The sequence below is a fragment of the Stenotrophomonas sp. STEN020 genome, from assembly GCF_056760195.1.
Genome location: NZ_JBRREI010000055.1, coordinates 1 through 18,180, shown reverse-complemented (window position 1 = coordinate 18,180; position 18,180 = coordinate 1). Strand labels below are relative to the sequence as shown.

Below are 18,180 nucleotides of genomic sequence, written 5' to 3'. Positions count from 1 at the left end.
GGCTGCGCCGGACCAGGCACAGCCTCTCTTACGTTCAAGGCACAGCGGCCATACCGGCAGCCAAACTGAAGCACTGACAAATTCACGACATCGTTCCGACCTGTCTCCGACACAGGCCGACCGAGCATGGCCGCATCCAGATTGACGGTGCCCCAGCTCCATGTCGCAGCAACCCACTTCCGCCGCCCTGATTCCGGTCACCCAACGCAGTCGTTTAAGTTTCGCCGGGCGCGTCCTGCTGATCCCGCTAGTGGTTGCCGCCATCGGTAGTCTGTTGTTGATGGCCGGCAATGGAGACCAGTGGCTGGCTGACCAGTTGTTCCGCTGGCAAGGCAGCCAATGGGCGTTGAAAGACGCGTGGTGGACCAGCCACCTCATTCATAAGGGCGGCCGCAACCTGACCTGGTTTGTCGCCCTGCTGGTGATCCTGGCGCTGATCCGCAGCTGCATGGACATGCGCTGGCGCCCACTGCGGCGGCCACTGGCCTACCTGCTGTCATCGGTAGCACTGACCACCAGCATCGTCGCGCTGCTGAAATCCTGGACCCATATGGACTGTCCCTGGGACCTGGAGCGCTACGGCGGCCTGCGCCCCTTCATCGGCCTGTTCGAACAACGCCCGGTCGCCCTTGGCCACGCCGCCTGCTTCCCGGCCGGACATGCCGGCTCGGGCTACGCCTGGGTGGCGCTGTTCTTCTTCATGTTGCAGGTGCGTCCGCAATGGCGCTGGCCAGCACTGAGCATCGCCCTGCTGGTCGGCATGGTGTTCGGCCTGGCCCAGCAGCTGCGTGGCGCCCACTTTGCCTCTCACGACCTGTGGGCCTTGGCGATCAGCTGGCTGGTCGCAACCATCCTCTATCTGTGGATGTTCCCTGCTTCTGCATCCATCACATCCCCGTCGCGCGCCGCAGTTGGCACCATTGGAGAAAGCGCATGAGCGTCGCTGCCCCCCGCCCCATCGGACTGCAGCTCTCCTGGTCGCGCCTGCGCAACTGGCGCCCGGAGATCAGCACCGAGACCTTGATACTGTTGGCCAGCGTTTTCTTCGCGCTGGTCTGCAACACCCTGTTCTGGCGCAGCGCCATTGCAACCAACCCGAGCAGCATCCTGTTCGCGGTGTCGCTGTTTGCGCTACTGGTGAGCGTGCATGCAATTTTGTTCAGCCTGCTGATCTGGCGTTGGAATGCCAAGGTCGTGCTGACCCTGTTGTTCATCACCACTGCCTTCGCCACGCATTACATGAACAGCTACAACGTCTATCTGGACGCGGACATGCTGCGCAATGTGCTGGCCACCGACCACAAGGAATCACGTGAGCTGATGACACCGGCATTGCTGCTGCCGCTGCTCGGCTACGGCCTGCTGCCGACCCTGCTGCTGTGGCGCGTGCGGTTGCGCAAGCGCAGCTGGGGGCGAGCCCTCCTGTGGCGTATCGCCTTCCTGGTGGGCGTGATCGTGGCGGGCGGCGCCGGCACCATGCTGTCGTTCCAGAACGTTTCCGCATTGATGCGCAATCACCGGGAAGTGCGTTACCTGGCCACGCCGGCCAACTATCTGATCGCACTGAAGCAGAACTTTGCCAGCTCCAGCCCCATGAAGAAGCAACCCAAGTTGCCATTGGGTACCGATGCCAAGGCCATGCCACGTGCGGCTGGCAGCAAACCGCGTCTGCTGGTACTGGTTGTAGGCGAAACCGTGCGTGCGCAGAACTGGGGTTTGAACGGCTATGCCCGCCAGACCACCCCGGAGCTGGCGCAGACCGGCGTGATCAATTTCCCGGACATGCATTCCTGCGGTACCAGCACCGAAGTATCGCTGCCCTGCATGTTCTCGCCGTTTGGCCGTCACGACTACGATGAGAAAAAGATCCGCGGCCACCAGTCACTGCTACACGTGCTTGAACACGCCGGCATCGCCACCCTCTGGCGCGATAACCAGTCCGGCTGCAAAGGCGTTTGCGACGGCCTCGAAATCCAGCGTCTGGATGATGCAACCACGCCGGGCCTGTGCGCCGATGGGCGCTGCATGGATGAGATTCTTCTGGAAAATCTCGCTGCACAGGTGCGCACCAAGCCCGGCGATCGCGTGGTTGTGCTGCACCAGCTGGGCAACCACGGCCCGAGCTACTTCCAGCGCTATCCGGCGCAATTCCGCCAGTTCGCACCCACGTGTGACACAGCGGACCTGGGCAAGTGCAGCCGCGAGGACATCGTCAACAGCTACGACAATGCAATCCGCTATACCGATCATTTCCTGACCCGCACCATCGCTTCCCTGCGCGGAATGGACGACTACGACACGGCGATGATCTACCTGTCCGATCACGGCGAATCACTGGGTGAAAAGGGCCTGTATCTGCACGGCGTGCCGTATGCGATCGCGCCGGAAGAGCAGACCCGGGTACCGATGGTAATGTGGTTCTCGCCGGGGTTTACAGCGGATCGTGGCCTGGACATGAGCTGCGTGCGCCGCCGGTCCGCCCAGCGCACCGACCAGGACAACCTGTTCCCCTCGGTGCTTGGGCTGATGCAGGTGCAGACCTCGGCGTACGACCGGTCTCGGGATGTGTTTGCGGAATGTGCAGGCTGATGGGTTGACGGGATTGGTGTTGGGCTGGTTCTGGCTAGCTGCGATGCAGGTTTGGGAGTTTGGAACGCTGTAGGTAGCGAAAGCCGGAACGCGGGATGCCCCGGCTTTGGCTTTGGCTTTGGCTTTGGCTTCGGTTTTGGCTTCGGCTTCGGCTTCGGCTTTGGCTTTGGCTTTGGGCTATGGCTCTACCTTCCCTTCTCCCGCTTGCGGGGAAGGTGCCCGAAGAGCCTGCCCCCGCGAAGGCGGGGGGCGGATGGGGGGAGCTGTTGCAGTTGCTTGCTTTACGACGCGACGAAGATCCATCAGCTTCGCGGCTCACGCCGCTCCCACAAACAGCCTGCCTTCGGCAACAAGGATCTTTCATGGCCACCTTCCCGCAATGGCTTCCCTGGGCACTGCTTTCCGCCGTATTCGCAGCGCTGACCGCCATATTCGCCAAGCTCGGCCTGCAGAACATCGACTCGGACATGGCAATGCTGCTGCGCACCGTCATCATCAGCCTGGTGCTGGCGATGTTCGTCGCGGCCACCGGCAAATGGAGCAACCCGCTGCAGCTTCCCGGCACAACCGTCGGCTGGTTGGCGCTGTCCGCCTTGGCTACCGGTGCCTCCTGGATGTGCTACTTCCGCGCCCTGCAACGCGGCCCAGCCTCACAGGTAGCCCCGGTCGACAAGCTCAGCGTGGTGCTGGTCGCCATCTTCGCCGTGGCCTTCCTGCACGAGCGCCTGGCCTGGCGCGAATGGCTGGGCGTGGCGATGATCGGCGGCGGCGTTCTGCTGATGGCGCTCAAGCGCTGAGCTTTCTCCACTTGCGGCCCGGCCGCCGCCCAACTAGCCTTCGCCGGTACTTACAAACCGGGGTTTGCTGTGAAGAATCGTCATTTAGTCCTGGCCGCCGCCGTTGGCGTGGCCGTGCTCTCGTTGGCTGCCTGTAAAAAGGACGCCGCCACCGATGCCGCCAAGCCGGCCACCACCCAGGCCGCACCGGCCGAAAGCGCCGACCAGTTCATCGCCCGGGTCAATGCCGAATACAAGGCGATGTACCCGGAAATGACCTCGGCCCAGTGGCTGTCGTCCACCTACATCAATGACGATTCGGCACGTGTCGCCGCCAAGGCCAACGAGCGCTGGCTGACCGTACTCAATGGCTGGATCGAGCAGGCCAACAAGTACGAAGGCCAGCCGATGAGCGCCGACACCAAGCGCGCCATCAGCCTGCTCAAGCTGATGACCTCGATGCCCGCCCCGCGCGACCCGCAGAAGCTCGCCGAACTGGCCGGCATCGCCACCAAGCTGGAAGGCGACTACGGCGCCGGCACCTACTGCGTTGGCGAAGGCGACAGCAAGAACTGCCGCCAGCTCGGCGATCTGGAAAAGGTGCTGGCCACCTCGCGCGACTACGACAAGCAGCTCGACGCCTGGCAGGGCTGGCAGTCCACCGCGGTGCCGTCGCGCGCCAACTACCAGCGCTTCGTCGAACTGGTCAACGAAGGCGCCCGCGAACTGGGCTATACCGACGCAGGTCAGATGTGGCGCAGCGGCTACGACATGCCGGCTGATCAGGTCGGCCCAGAAACCGATCGTCTGTGGGATCAGGTCAAACCGCTGTACGAGCAGGTGCATTGCTATACCCGCGCCAAGCTGGACAAGGAATACGGCAAGGACAAGGCCGAAGTTGGCGGCGGCATGATCGCCGCGCACCTGACCGGCAACATGTGGCAGCAGGATTGGAGCAACCTGTGGGACATGACCGCGCCGTACCCGAACGCGGGCAGCCTGGACATCACCGCCGCACTTGAAAAGCAGTACCAGACCAACCTCAGCGCCGCCTTGGCCAAGGCCGGCGGCGCCGATCCGGCAAGCCGCTTCAAGGCACAGCGTGAGGCCGAACTGGTCACAGCCCGCCAGATGACCGAGCGTGCGCAGGACTTCTACGTCTCGCTGGGCATGCCCAAGCTGCCGGAGAGCTACTGGCAGAACACCCAGTTCATCAAGCCGCTGGACCGCAACGTGGTCTGCCACGCCAGCGCCTGGGACATGAACATGGGCGGCGACGGCAAGGACGTGGGCCCGGACGTGCGGACCAAGATGTGCATCACCCCGAACGAAGAAAACTTCACCACCATCTACCACGAGCTTGGCCACATCTATTACGACCTGGCCTACAACCCACTGCCGCCGTTGTTCCAGGGCGGTGCCAATGACGGCTTCCACGAAGCCATCGGCGACACCATCGTGCTGGCGATGACGCCCAAGTACCTCAACTCGATCGGCCTGGTCGGCGCGCAGCAGGAAAGCCGCGAAGCCACCATCAATGCGCAGATGCGCATGGCGATGTCGGGCGTGTCGTTCCTGCCGTTCGGCCTGATGATCGACCGCTGGCGCTGGGGCGTGTTCGACGGCTCGATCAAGCCGGACCAGTACAACCAGAAGTGGTGGGAACTGAAGGCGCAGTACCAGGGCGTGGCCCCGGCCAGCGCACGCGGCGAAGAGTTCTTCGACGCCGGCGCCAAGTACCACGTGCCGGGCAACACCCCGTACCTGCGTTACTTCCTGGCGCGCATCCTGCAGTACCAGTTCTACAAGGGCCTGTGCGACGCGTCCGGCTACACCGGCCCGCTCAACGAGTGCAGCTTCTACGGCAACAAGGAAGCGGGCCAGAAGTTCTGGGCGATGCTGAGCAAGGGCTCCAGCCAGCCGTGGCAGGCCACGCTGAAGGAACTGACCGGCACCGAGAAACTCGATGCGGGCCCGATGCTGGAATACTTCGCACCGTTGCAGGAATGGCTGAAGCAGCAGAACGAAGGGCAGATGTGCGGTTGGCAGGCGGCAGCACCAACTGCGGCCCCGGCTGCGCAGCCAGTGGCTGCAAAGTAAGTCTTGTTGCATTGATCAGGAAGAAGGGCGCCGTATCGGCGCCCTTCTTTTTCAGCATCAAGCTGCTCTCACACAAATGTTTGAATCAATATCCAACGAACAACACAAGGAGTCCAAGATGCGTCATAAGTTGGCTGCAGGCTTCGTTATTTTCTGTGCATCACAACTCTGCAGCGCGCAGGCAACCGACGTTAACCTCGCGCAGGACGACACCAAGAGTGGACTCTGTCTTTTCACCGGAACGCCTCCGTCTGAATTTACGTACACCGTCGTAAAAGAGCTCGACTACGGCAAAGGCAGCTATGGAAGTGTCAACGACCTCCTCCCCATCGTCGTGGCTGATGCCAAGGCCGCCGGTGCAGATGCGGTCATTCACTACAACGGTGCCCAGCACTTTGGGTTCTGGCCATGGCGATTCGTGAGGCCGGTGGTAACAGGCACCGCCGTGAAGTGGACACCTGCACGCGACATCGACTGTGCAGCTGCAGGCGGTCATCACACCACCGGAACACTGAAAGAAGCCCCACCACCGCCACAGAAATGACAACTCACCGAGGGAGCTGTCTCTACACGGGCAACAAGAGCCAAACACCCCGTAGTGCCGAGCCATGCTCGGCAGAGGCTTCACCGATAGAACTGAAGCAAAGCTTCTGGGCCATGCCTGGCAGAAACTTCAGCGATGAACAGGCCGCATTGCAGAGGACTTTGCACGTGCTTCGCGGCCTACGCCGCTCCCACAAAGGTTAGTAGCGCAAACTCGGAGCTTGAAACCCACAAGGGCGCCAACGGCGCCCTTGTGGGTTTCAAGCTTGTACGCGTGCTCAATGCGTGCCCGCAGCCGCCTTGCCCACCGCACCCAGCTCACCAGCCAGATTGCGCTTATAGGTATCGAAGTCGATGCCCTGCTCCGCTGCTTCGGCATGCGCGGCGTCCTTCAGCGCATCGGAATACATCAGCCGCACCGGCGTGTCGTTGTTCTCGTGCCATTCGGCGGCCTGCATGATCAACGCCAGCACGCGCGCGGCGCTGGTGGTTTCGCCGGCGATCTTGCCGTCCATGCCCAGCACCCACTCGCCATCACGGCGGACGATACCGGCCAGCAATGCACGGTTCTGGTCGCGCAGCTCGGCATGCGGCTCCACTTTGGCCTTTACCGGCGGGTTGGCTTCGGCCTGATTGCGCTCGCGCTCGGCCAGCTTCTTCTTCGCCTCGCGGCGGCCTTTGGATTGGATCGACATCAGTTGTTCACTCTTTGAACGGCCGCCGGTGATGGCGGCACGGCTATTGTCCCCGATACGGGGAGAAATTCGTGTCAGGACGCGGTTTCATCGCGCTGGGCGCGCTGGCTGATGCGCTCCCACTTCCACATCGCCCAGCTGCCCAAACCAAACAGGGCCGCACCAATGGCCAGGGTCAGGCCGCTGCGGCTGAGCATCGGCGAGAGCACGCCGGCGATGATGGCGTTGGTCACCAGCGTACTGAATGCCTGCATCGACGAGGCAGTGCCTCGTTGACGCGGGTACATGTCGAGGATCGCCAGGGTCAGGATCGGGAAGATCAGGGCCACGCCAAACGAAGTCAGGGTGAACGGCAGCACCGCCCACGGCACGGTCATTTCGGTGGCGAAGGCGTTGTAGCTGATGTTGTAGATGGCCGCCACCGCCATGAAGCAGTAGCCGATCCGCACCGCCCGTGCGCCATCCACGCGCCCAGCCGCACGGCCGGAGGCATAGGCGCCCAAGGCCATGCCGCCGATGGTCGGGATGAACAACCAGGCGAACTGGCGCTCGTTCATGTGCAGCAGATCAAGCACGAAGGCAGGCGCCGAGGCGATGTACAGGAACAAGCCACCGAAGCCCAGCGAGCCGGCCAGGGCCAGGCGCAGGAAGCGCGGATTGATGCCGATGCTGATGTAGTCCTGCAGCAGACGTTTTGGATGCAGGCTCAGGCGCGCATGCGGCGGGTGGGTTTCCGGCAACCAGATGCAGGTGATCAGCAGCAACAGCGCCGAGAACCCGACCAGGAACCAGAAGATACCCTGCCAATGCGTCCAACCCAGCAACCAGCCGCCGATGATCGGGGCGATGGCCGGAGCGATGGAGAAGATCATCGAGACCTGGCTCATCAGCCGCTGCGCGTCGTCACCATCGTATAGATCGCGGATCACCGCGCGGCCAATGATGTAGCCGACGCCGGCCGACAGGCCCTGCAGGAAGCGGAACAACAGCAAGGTCGCCATGTCCGTGGACAGTGCACAGCCGATGGATGCGCCGATGAACACCACCAAGCCACCGATGATCACGACTTTGCGGCCCAACGCATCGGACAACGCGCCATGCACCAGGCTCATCAGCGCATAGGCCAGCAGGTAGACGCTGATTACCTGCTGCATCGCCAGCTTGTCGGCGCCCAGATCGGCACCCATCTGCGGGAACGCGGGGAACACCGCATCGATCGCGAACGGGCCGAACATCGACAAACCGGCTACCAGAATGGCGATACGACGCAATGAAACCTGCTTGCTTGCTTCCATGGCTTTCAATAACCAGCAACGGCACCAGCGCGGGCGCCGGTGCGGGGTGAGAGACCAGATGAACAGGGCCGGGCGCGACGGCGCTGGACGGCCATGATGCGGCAATTTGTCCGGACATTCATCCGCTTCAGCCAGCGGTTCCGGGATGCCCGGCCGTACGCGTGCAAGGCGCGGGGTTGAAACCGGGACGTAGATGGTAATCCAAGCCGTTGCGCGGGTCTGCCCCGGGGCTTTACCGAGCTATAATCACCATGCTGCACGAACAAGGTGGGAGAAGCGGTTCACCCCGCTGCCGAAGGCGCAAACGCCCGTAATCGCTCAGGCCCGATACCACCCGTACCAAAACTCTGGAGAGACCGGTTCAATCCGGCGCCGAAGGTGCACGAAGCGCACGATCCTCGTCGCGTCGCTTCCAAACTCTCAGGCAAAAGGACAGAGGGGCGCGAGGTAAGCCTTTGGCTTGCCGGCTGTGCTGTCGCGCGTGCGCGGCAACCGGACGGCAACAGGGCGAGCCTGGCTCACCGCCCCTGCCCTGCATGCCTTCTCCGGACGTCAGCCATGACCCAGAACACCTCTTCGCTGCGCGAGCTCGAACACCACTCCGCGTTTGTTGACCGCCACATCGGCCCCAACGACGCTGAAATCGCGCAGATGCTGCGCACCGTTGGCCATGATTCGCTCGAAGCGCTCACCGACGCCATCGTGCCGGGCTCGATCAAGTCGCCGGCACCGCTGGCGCTGCCCGAGTCGCTGACCGAAGTCGACGCACTGGCCAAGATCCGCGCCATCGCCGACAAGAACAAGGTACTGCGCAGCTTCATCGGCCAGGGCTATTACGGCACCCACACGCCGAACGTGATCCTGCGCAACATCCTCGAGAACCCGGCGTGGTACACGGCGTACACCCCATACCAGGCGGAAATCTCGCAGGGCCGCATGGAAGCGCTGATCAACTTCCAGACCATGGTCGCCGACCTGACCGGCATGGAGATCGCCAACGCCTCGCTGCTGGACGAAGCCACCGCCGCGGCCGAAGCGATGACCCTGGCCAAGCGTTCGGCCAAGTCCAAGTCCAAAGTCTTCTTCGTGCAGGACAGCGTGCACCCGCAGACGCTGGAACTGCTGCGCACCCGCGCCGAGCCGATGGGCATTGAACTGCTGATCGGCAAGCCGGCTGATGCGCTGACCGCCGACACCTTCGGCGTGCTGCTGCAATACCCGGACAGCCTTGGCAACATCGGCGACTACAAGGCGCTGGTCGAGGCCGTGCACGCCCGCCAGGGCTTGGTCGCCGTGGCTACCGACCTGCTGGCGCTGACACTGATCGCCGCTCCCGGCGAATGGGGCGCGGATATCGCCGTCGGCAACAGCCAGCGTTTCGGCGTGCCGTTCGGTTTCGGTGGCCCGCATGCCGCCTTCATGGCCTGTCGTGACGCCTACAAGCGCTCGATGCCGGGCCGCCTGATCGGCGTCTCGGTCGATGCCGAAGGCCGGGCCGCTTACCGCCTGACCCTGCAGACCCGCGAGCAGCATATCCGCCGCGAGAAGGCCACTTCCAACATCTGTACCGCACAGGTGCTGCTTGCCGTGATGGCCTCGATGTACGCCGTCTACCACGGCCCGGAAGGCCTGCAGCGCATCGCCCGCCGCACCCACCGCCTGGCTGCGATCCTCGCCGCGGCTCTGCGTGGCAAGGGCGTGGCGGTCGGCAACGACTTCTTCGACACCCTGCACATCACCGGCGTTGATTCGGCTGCGCTGAAAGCCAAGTCCGAAGCCGCCGGCATCAACCTGCGCATCATCGACGCCGGCTCGGTCGGCATCAGCCTGGACGAAACCGCCACCCGCGCCGACGTCATCGCACTGGGCCAGCTGTTCGGCGCCAGCGTCGACGTGGACGCACTGGATGCCAGCACCGCCGACGCACTGCCGACGAGCTTGCTGCGTACCAGCGAGTTCCTCGCCCACCCGGTGTTCAACACGCACCACAGCGAGCACGAGATGCTGCGCTACCTGCGTTCGCTGGCCGACAAGGACCTGGCGATGGATCGCACCATGATCCCGCTGGGCAGCTGCACCATGAAGCTCAACGCCACCGCCGAGATGATCCCGGTGACCTGGCCGGAATTCGCCAACATCCACCCGCTGGCTCCGGCGGATCAGGCTCAGGGCTACAAAGAGCTGATCGACGGCCTGGAAGCGATGCTGGTCGAATGCACCGGCTATGACGCAGTGAGCCTGCAGCCGAACTCCGGCGCGCAGGGCGAATACGCCGGCCTGCTGGCGATCCGCGCCTACCACCGCTCGCGCAACGAAGGCCATCGCGACATCTGCCTGATCCCGGACTCGGCGCACGGTACCAACCCGGCCTCGGCACAGATGTGCGGCATGACCGTGGTCGTGACCAAGACCGACAGCAACGGCAACGTCGATGTCGAAGACATCCGCCGTAACGCCGAGAAGTACAGCGACCGCCTGGCCGCGATCATGATGACCTACCCGTCCACGCATGGCGTGTTCGAGGAAGAAGTGGTCGAGATCTGCGAGATCATCCACAAGCACGGCGGCCAGGTGTATACCGATGGTGCCAACATGAACGCCCTGGTTGGCGTGGCCAAGCCCGGCAAGTGGGGCTCGGACGTGTCGCACCTGAACCTGCACAAGACCTTCTGCATCCCGCACGGCGGCGGCGGCCCGGGCGTCGGCCCGTGTGCGGTGAAGTCGCACCTTGCCCCGTTCCTGCCGGGCAAGCTCGGCGACAACGGCCCGGTTGGCATGGTCAGTGCAGCCAGCTTCGGCAGCGCCTCGATCCTGCCGATCAGCTGGATGTACATCACCCTGATGGGCACCGCTGGTCTGCGCAAGGCAACCCAGGTTGCGCTGCTCAATGCCAACTACATCGCCAAGCGCCTGGCCCCGCACTACGCCACGCTGTACACCGGCCGTAACGGTCTGGTGGCGCATGAGTGCATCCTCGACGTGCGTCCGCTGGAGAAGACCTCCGGCATCGGCGCCGAGGACGTGGCCAAGCGCCTGATCGACTTCGGCTTCCACGCCCCGACCCTGAGCTTCCCGGTTGCCGGCACGCTGATGGTCGAGCCGACCGAGAGCGAATCGCAGCATGAGCTGGACCGTTTCATCGACGCGATGATCCAGATCCGCGAGGAAATCCAGGCCATCGAAGACGGCAAGCTGGACCGCGAGGACAACCCGCTCAAGCACGCCCCGCACACTGCCGGTGCAGTATCGGCCAGCGAATGGACGCATGCGTACCCGCGTGAGCTGGCAGCGTTCCCGCTGCCTTCCCTGAAACTGCAGAAGTACTGGCCGCCGGTAGCGCGCGTGGACAACGTCTACGGCGACAAGAACATCATGTGCGCCTGCATCCCGGTGGATGCGTACAAGGAAGATGTCGAGGCGTGATCGGGGCTTGATTGCCTGATGCGTGAACGAAAACAGCCGGCGAAAGCCGGCTGTTTTTTTGTGACGATTGGGAGATTGGAGCAGCTGATCTTTCTTGGTCACTGCAAACAGCAGGGGCAAGGCTTCTGCTTTGGCTTTGGCTTTGGCTTTGGCTTTGGCTTTGGCTTTGGATTTGGCTTTGGCTTTGGCTTTGGCTTCTGCTTTGGCTTCTGCTTTGGCTTCTACTTTGGCTTCTACTTTGGCTTCTACTTTGGCCTTCCCTTCTCCCGTTTACGGGAGAAGGTGCCCAACGGGCGGATGAGGGGGGCTTTTGACTTTACTTAGCTAGAAGCTTCCCCTCACCCCAACCCCCGCTCCGCGCCCCGGCCCTTGCGCTGGCGCAAGGGCGTTCGATGGGCAGCGAACCCGTGGTTCGCAAGCTGCCCATCTCACCCCGTAAACGGGAGAGGGGCTTAAAAGCTGCAATTGCGTTCTCCGCTGCACAGCTGCAGTTGCATCTACCGCTGCGCCGCTGCAGCTCCTCAATACCCCTTCTGCTTCAACCAGGCATCCACCTGCGGCTTGCGCTCTGCGCGCAGTCGCAGCTTGGTCTGGATCCCGGCAATCACCGTCTCCGCATCACGTCGCGAGGTCGGTGCGATATGCGCATCGGCAAATGCCTTGATCTTGTCCACCATCTGCAGGTTGTCAGCACTGCGGCCCAGGCCCGGGTAGTAACGCGCACGTGAGGTGCTGTCGACCAGGGTGTCCACCTTCTCGCGATGGGCAACAGCGAAGTCGAAGGCCAGGTCCGCATGCTCGTGCGATACGCCACCAATCATGCCCGCGCTGTTGGTCGCACCCGGCTCATCGGTCAGCGCCATGTCCAATGCACGCTGCGCCAACGCCTTGTCCTTCGGCAAGGCAAGCAGCCCGTAGTACTGGTCACGCACCATTGCCGAGGTTTCCTGCTTGGCCAGCGTGTGCAGCTTGTCCCAGGTTGCCGCGTCCGCATTACTTGCCACCACACCCAGCACACTGCTGCGCAGGTCCGGCGACAATGAATCCGGTTTGGCCAGGAAGGCATCAAAGCGGCGCTGCGCTTCGGCAATCACCTGCCCATCGTCCAGCGCCGCCAAAGTGCCGATCAGCCCGCCACGCAACTCCTTGGTCTGCGCCGAGTCGCTGTCCTTGCCGTCCCAACCCAGTGACTGCAATACCGGCGACAAACGCGAACGTGCGTAGCTGCGGAAGGCGGCCTGCCGCGCGGTATCACCGTCGAACATGCCGTCGATCCCGCTCAGTGTGCCGGAGGCCATGTCCCACAGATCGATGGGCGCATCGGCGTTGATCTTCGCGATCAAATCCAGCAGATCCGCATCGGGCTGCAGGCCGGCTGCGGCCAGTGCGCTGGTATCCATCATCACACCCAACTGGTCGACCACCGGCAACTTGTCGAAGCCTGCGCTCAGCGCCTTGAACTGCGTCGGCGCATACAAGGTGCGGTAATAGCCCTTCTGCCCGGCATTGACCAGCAGCGGCCCAGTGCATCCCGGTAGCTGTACGTTGGTATCACCGTCGACCAGCGTGTGCACCACCTCACCATTGCCCACGCGCAGACTCACCGGCACGCGCCAATGCAGTGGCTGCTTGTCCTTGCGATCAATCGTGTACTCGCCCTGGCTCAACTTCACCTGGGTGTTGCCGGCGACGCAGCTGCTGTTGGCACGAATCAAAGGCACGCCCGGTTGCAGGGTGAAATCATGCGCCACTTCCATGAAGCGCTTGCCCGGTGCCGCCTTGTCGATCTCGGCCCACAGGTCATCGGTGACGGCATTGCCGTAAGCATGGGCAGCGATGTAACGGCGCACGCCATCACGCCAGGCATCGGCCCCAACGTAGTCCTCGAACATCGAAATCACCGCCGAGCCCTTTCCGTAGGTGATGCCATCAAAGGCTTGGCTGGCCTGCTCCACCGTCTCCACGTGCTGCACGATCGGATGGGTGGTGACGTAGGCATCGCGCCCCATCGCGCCGCGGCTGGTATGCGCGGCATCGACGTTGTTGATGTCCCACTCCGGGTGCAGCTTGCGGGTGGTACGCGCCTCCATCCACGAAGCGAAACCTTCGTTGAGCCACAGGTCATCCCACCACGCCATCGTCACCAGGTTGCCGAACCACTGGTGCGCGATCTCGTGTGCGGCAATCGAGAACACGGCCTTCTTGTCGGAGACGCTCGACACCGCCGGATCCAGCAGCAAGGCGTATTCGAAGGTAAAGATCGCGCCCCAGTTTTCCATCGCGCTGAAGAACTGGCTGCCACCGGGCGCAGCGATGTTGTCGAGCTTGGGCAGCGGATATTTCACGCCGAAATAGTCGTTGTACTCGCGTAGCACCTCAGCACTGCCTTCAAGGGCGAAGCGCGCCTGATCGACCTTGCCGGTCTGGGCGATGACGCCGATCTCGGTGCCGCCTTCGTCAACAGTGGCGCGCTCGAACTCGCCACTGGAGAAGAACAGCAGGTAGGTCGACATCTTCGGCGTGGTCTGGAACACCACCTGCTTCAGCCCCTGGCCCAGCGACTTGGTGCTGGCTACCGGCATGTTGCTGACCGCCATCTCGGCAGCGGGCACGCTGACGGTCAGATCGAACGTAGCCTTGAACCCCGGCTCGTCCCAGGACGGAATGAAGCGACGTGCATCGGAGTTTTCAAACTGGGTGAACAGCGCGCGTTTCTTGCTGCCATCAGCGACCGGGTAATCCAGCGCGAACAAGCCATTGGCTTGGGTATTGATGGTTCCGCTGTAATCGATGCTCAGCGTGTAGCGGCCGGGCTGAAGCGGGTTGGCCACGCCGAAGCTGACGGTCTGGTTGGCCTCGTCCACGCTGACCGTGGCAGGCATCGCTTTGCCACCGGCAGGCTGCAGTTGGCTCTTGCCAAAGCGCATGCCCGCCGCCTGCAACACGATGCTATTGGTAGGTTGCAGCACTTCCAGATCAATGCTGACTTTGCCGTCGAAGCGCATCTGCCCCGCATGCGGAGTGATCTGCACCCGGTAGTGATCCGGACGTGCGGTACGCGGCAACTGCGTGGTGATCTCGTTCTGACCGTTGCCGGCTGCGATGGGTTCGGCAGCAAATACAGCAGGTGTGGCGATGCAGGAGAGGGCGAAACCAATGGCAACAACAAGGGAACGGCGCATCAAGGCTCCTTACGGAAGGGCATGGGCGCGACGCCCATCAGCTCTGCATCATCGGCCCCTCAATCGCGACCCAACACCGCCGGAAGTCATAGCTCCGTGCGCGCGGCTTCCTGTTGCGCGCGCTCGGCGATCATCGCCCGATACTGGCGCGGCGCCATGCCGACTTCGGCCTTGAACTTGCGGGTGAATGCACTCTGGTCACTGAAGCCACAGGCCTGGCCGATGCTGGCCACGCTGTCCTCGCCGTGCAGCAGGTGCAGTGCGATCTGGATGCGCAGTCGCGTCAATACCTGCTGCGGCGTCATCTGGAACACCTTGCGGAACGAGCGCTCCAGCTTGGACAGCGAGAAACCGGTGATGTCCAGCAAGGTCTGCATGCGCACGTTTTCTGCGTAATGCGTGTTGAGGTAATCCAGCGCCAGCCGCAGCGGCTCGTACTGCGACTCCAATCCACCGCGCTGACCGAGATCGCGCGAGATACCGATCAGGCCGATCACCTTACCGTTCTCTACGATGGGCCGCTTGCAGGTCAGGCACCAACCCGGCTGCTGGTTGGGGAACAACTGCAGCTCCATTACGTTCTCGATCACTTCGCCGGCCAGCACCCGCGCGTCCTGCTCGGTATAGGCTTCGCTCATGCCGACCGGGTACAACTCATCCGCGCGCTTGCCGATCGCATCGCTGCGCGACTTCATGCCCAGCCGCTGCATCATCGTCATGTTGACGTGGGTGTAGCGCCCATCAATGTCCTTGGCGAAAAACAGCACGCTGGGAATGGCGTCGAACAGAGCTTCGATTTCGGCAGGATCAATACGCATCGGGTCAGTCAGGCTGGCAGCGGGGGCGTGCCAGCGCATTCTAGCCACCCCGGGGCCGCTATCGCGCTGGCCATAAGTACTTGCCGGTGGCCGCTACCGCCAGATGAAGAAAAGTCCCAAGTCGGTATTGCCTGCATGATCGGGCTTACACGCGCCAGGATTCTACCCCGATGAGCCAAGTCACTCCTTCCAATCAGTATGCAGTGGGCCAGCTGTGGGCCTGCCAGGGCCGCCATGACGGCGAGCAGCCTACCCTGCTGATCAACCGCATCGACCAGCATCCGCTGGGCGGCGGCAACATCTATCACGTGACTCTGGACGGATTGAAAATCCGCAATCCCCGTGTGCCCGAGGGCATCATGACCCAGCTCGCCCACGCCCCGGTCACCGACCAGACCCTGCAGCGCAGCCAGCTTCGCCTGCTTGGCCAGCAGTCAGCAGATCCGGCGTATCTGCAGGGCTATGGCCAATGGCGCGAAGCGTTTGATGCAGGAAATGCCGGTTCGTTTGGTGTCAGCGTGGCGACCATTCTGGAGATCGTCGAGCGGCAGCTCAACGGTACCCCGTTGGATCAGCCGTAACGCCAGATCATGCCCGGCGGAAGCCTTGCCGGTAACGCCCCTGCCGACCATGGGTCGGCACTACAGGTTTGGCTATATCGGTAACGCCCCTGCCGACCATGGGTCGGCACTACAGGTTTGGCTGTATCGGTAACGCCCCTCGGCGGAAGCCTTGCCGGTAACGCCCCTGCCGACCATGGGTCGGCACTACAACGACAACGCCCCGCTTTCGCGGGGCGTTGTTTTTCACGCTACGGCGCGGCTATCAGCCCCACGGATCCTGCAGGACCATGGTGTGGTCGCGGTCCGGGCCGGTCGAGACGATCGACACCGGGCAGCCAGCCAGTTCTTCCAACGCACGCAGGTAGGCGCGTGCGGCAGGCGGCAGTTTGTCCCACTCGGTCACGCCGTGGGTGTTCTCGGTCCAACCCGGGAACTCCAGGTACACGGGGGTGCATTCTTCCCAGCCCTGTGCGTCCAGCGGGGCGTATTCCGAACGCTTGCCACGGTATTCATAGGCAATGCAGACCTTCAGCTTTTCCATGCCGTCGAGCACGTCGAGCTTGGTGATACACAGGCCGGAAATACCATTGATGGCCACGGCGCGCTTCAGCGCGACGATGTCCATCCAGCCGCAGCGACGCGGACGGCCGGTCGAAGCGCCGTACTCGGCGCCACGGTCACGGATGCCCTGGCCGATTTCATCGTCCAGTTCGGTCGGGAAGGGACCGCCGCCAACGCGGGTAGCGTAGGCCTTGGCGATACCCAGCACGTAGTCGATGGCATCGGCGCCAACGCCGGCACCGGCCAGTGCACCACCAACGGTGGTGTTGGAGCTGGTGACGTACGGGTAGGTGCCGTGGTCGATGTCCAGCAGTGCGCCCTGCGCACCTTCAAACAGCACGCGCTTGCCCTGCTTGCGCAGGTCGTGGCAGATGCCGGCAACGTCGGACTTCATCGGCTCGACGTATTCGCCGAAGGCCAGTGCTTCCTGGTACACAGTGTCGAAATCGACCGGCTCCACGCCCAGGTACTTGGTCAGCACGAAGTTGTGGTAATCCAGCGCGGTACGCAGCTTTTCAGCCAGCTGTTCCGGGTAATGCAGGTCGGCGATGCGGATGCCGCGACGTGCAACCTTGTCTTCATAGGCCGGGCCGATGCCGCGACCGGTGGTGCCGATGGCCTTGCCACCAGCTGCCTTCTCACGCGCCTGATCCAAAGCGATGTGGTACGGCATGATCAGCGGCGCTGCCGGCGAGATCTTCAGGCGCGAACGGACTTCAACGCCAGCCGTTTCCAGCTCTTCGATTTCCTTGCGCAGGGCGGCCGGGGAAATCACCACGCCATTGCCGATCAGGCACAGCGCGTCATCGCGCAGGATGCCGGACGGAATCAGGTGCAGGACGGTCTTCTTGCCGTTGATGACCAAGGTATGGCCAGCGTTGTGACCACCCTGGAAACGAACCACTGCGCCGATTTCTTCGGTCAGCAGATCGACGATCTTGCCCTTGCCTTCATCGCCCCACTGGGCGCCGAGAACAACAACTGATTGACCCATGACGGGTAACTCCTGAATTTTGCTGCGGCCATCGGGGCCGCGGACGGGGCCGTGCGCTGCGCTGCAGTCCGCCATCATGGACACCCCATCGGGGAGCATCCGGCAAACGCCAGGGCCATACACGGAAAAAGCCGAACGGGGCACTCCAAGAGGAGCAAGCCCGACCGGCTTTTGTGGATTATCCGGGTTTTGACTGACAGCTACCACCCCCGAGGCTGCAGGTTGGTATGGACGTCAGGGTTTGGTTCAGTGGCGGACCCACCAAAGGACTGCCAGACCGATGAACAGTGCCGCGGCCCCCATTCCGCGCAGGGATGCGGCGGGCTGCTCCAGCAGCTGCGCGGCCATCCGCTTCCACGCCAAAGGCGCGATGAACAGGAACAGGCCTTCGATGATGGCCACCAGGCAGAGGGCGGAAAAGAGGTCTTGCATGCGTCAAAGTCTTCAAAAAAGCAGGTAGTGCCGAGCCATGCTCGGCAGAGGCATTACCGGGATAACCGTTGTAGGAGCGGTGTCAGCCGCGAAGCCGGCAGCGATGAAATCACGGGCTTGGCTGCAATCTGATCAATCCCGGGCTTCGCGGCGTTAGCCCCGAAAGCAGGCCATGGGGGGGAAGCCCCAGCCGCGCAATGCGCGGCCCG

At 63.0% G+C, this 18,180-nt stretch carries 14 protein-coding genes and 1 riboswitch; of the genes, 8 read left to right on the top strand and 6 right to left on the bottom strand.

All coding sequences use genetic code 11. From position 1 onward, the window contains the following. Nucleotides 1-160: 160 nt before the first annotated feature. The 5 genes from ACVOLZ_RS18300 to ACVOLZ_RS18280 all read left to right on the top strand — a co-directional run bounded on the left by ACVOLZ_RS18300 (nucleotide 161) and on the right by ACVOLZ_RS18280 (nucleotide 6,009). Nucleotides 161-937, top strand: coding sequence for a phosphatase PAP2 family protein (locus tag ACVOLZ_RS18300; RefSeq protein ID WP_481517367.1), 777 nt, complete (start codon nucleotides 161-163; stop codon nucleotides 935-937). Next, nucleotides 934-2,589, top strand: a complete 1,656-nt coding sequence (locus tag ACVOLZ_RS18295) for a phosphoethanolamine transferase (protein ID WP_481517366.1) — start codon at nucleotides 934-936, stop codon at nucleotides 2,587-2,589. The genes ACVOLZ_RS18300 and ACVOLZ_RS18295 overlap by 4 nt, the downstream gene beginning before the upstream one ends. Before the next feature lie 362 nt (nucleotides 2,590-2,951). Then, nucleotides 2,952-3,386 carry an EamA family transporter gene (locus tag ACVOLZ_RS18290; RefSeq protein WP_481517365.1) on the top strand — a complete coding sequence of 145 codons (435 nt, stop codon included), beginning with the start codon at nucleotides 2,952-2,954 and terminating at the stop codon, nucleotides 3,384-3,386. Between the two features lie 69 nt (nucleotides 3,387-3,455). Then, a complete protein-coding gene (locus ACVOLZ_RS18285) occupies nucleotides 3,456-5,465 on the top strand; it encodes a M2 family metallopeptidase (RefSeq protein ID WP_481517364.1) in 2,010 nt (669 codons plus the stop codon). A 118-nt stretch (nucleotides 5,466-5,583) separates the two neighbouring features. Beyond that, a complete protein-coding gene (locus tag ACVOLZ_RS18280) occupies nucleotides 5,584-6,009 on the top strand; it encodes a hypothetical protein (RefSeq protein WP_481517363.1) in 426 nt (141 codons plus the stop codon). A 277-nt stretch (nucleotides 6,010-6,286) separates the two neighbouring features. Here the strand turns inward: ACVOLZ_RS18280 and ACVOLZ_RS18275 are convergent, their stop codons facing one another. Both ACVOLZ_RS18275 and ACVOLZ_RS18270 read right to left on the bottom strand, forming a co-directional pair. After that, nucleotides 6,287-6,703 (bottom strand): hypothetical protein, encoded by a 417-nt coding sequence (locus ACVOLZ_RS18275; protein ID WP_481517362.1) that lies wholly within the window; start codon nucleotides 6,701-6,703, stop codon nucleotides 6,287-6,289. Nucleotides 6,704-6,777: 74 nt separating this feature from the next. Then, a complete protein-coding gene (locus tag ACVOLZ_RS18270; protein WP_481517361.1) occupies nucleotides 6,778-7,998 on the bottom strand; it encodes a multidrug effflux MFS transporter in 1,221 nt (406 codons plus the stop codon). A 337-nt stretch (nucleotides 7,999-8,335) separates the two neighbouring features. Further along, a riboswitch (glycine riboswitch) is annotated at nucleotides 8,336-8,444 on the top strand. A gap of 112 nt (nucleotides 8,445-8,556) precedes the next feature. Between ACVOLZ_RS18270 and gcvP the strand changes: the two genes are divergently transcribed. After that, a complete protein-coding gene (gcvP, locus tag ACVOLZ_RS18265) occupies nucleotides 8,557-11,421 on the top strand; it encodes an aminomethyl-transferring glycine dehydrogenase (protein WP_481517360.1) in 2,865 nt (954 codons plus the stop codon). An 18-nt stretch (nucleotides 11,422-11,439) separates the two neighbouring features. After that, entirely contained in the window at nucleotides 11,440-11,745 is a 306-nt protein-coding gene (locus ACVOLZ_RS18260; RefSeq protein WP_481517359.1) for a hypothetical protein, read from the top strand. 197 nt (nucleotides 11,746-11,942) lie between these two features. Here the strand turns inward: ACVOLZ_RS18260 and ACVOLZ_RS18255 are convergent, their stop codons facing one another. Then, nucleotides 11,943-14,603 (bottom strand): M1 family metallopeptidase, encoded by a 2,661-nt coding sequence (locus ACVOLZ_RS18255; protein WP_481517358.1) that lies wholly within the window; start codon nucleotides 14,601-14,603, stop codon nucleotides 11,943-11,945. Between the two features lie 86 nt (nucleotides 14,604-14,689). Next, entirely contained in the window at nucleotides 14,690-15,421 is a 732-nt protein-coding gene (locus tag ACVOLZ_RS18250; RefSeq protein ID WP_481517379.1) for an AraC family transcriptional regulator, read from the bottom strand. 170 nt (nucleotides 15,422-15,591) lie between these two features. On the opposite strand from ACVOLZ_RS18250, the gene ACVOLZ_RS18245 reads away from it, so the two are divergent. Then, a complete protein-coding gene (locus ACVOLZ_RS18245; protein WP_481517357.1) occupies nucleotides 15,592-16,002 on the top strand; it encodes a hypothetical protein in 411 nt (136 codons plus the stop codon). Nucleotides 16,003-16,246: 244 nt separating this feature from the next. Here ACVOLZ_RS18245 and ACVOLZ_RS18240 read toward each other — a convergent pair whose 3' ends face one another. Together ACVOLZ_RS18240 and ACVOLZ_RS18235 are read right to left on the bottom strand one after the other, a co-directional pair. Beyond that, nucleotides 16,247-17,539, bottom strand: a complete 1,293-nt coding sequence (locus ACVOLZ_RS18240) for an adenylosuccinate synthase (RefSeq protein WP_481511078.1) — start codon at nucleotides 17,537-17,539, stop codon at nucleotides 16,247-16,249. Between the two features lie 246 nt (nucleotides 17,540-17,785). Beyond that, entirely contained in the window at nucleotides 17,786-17,971 is a 186-nt protein-coding gene (locus tag ACVOLZ_RS18235; RefSeq protein WP_481511077.1) for a DUF2065 domain-containing protein, read from the bottom strand. Nucleotides 17,972-18,180: the final 209 nt, after the last annotated feature.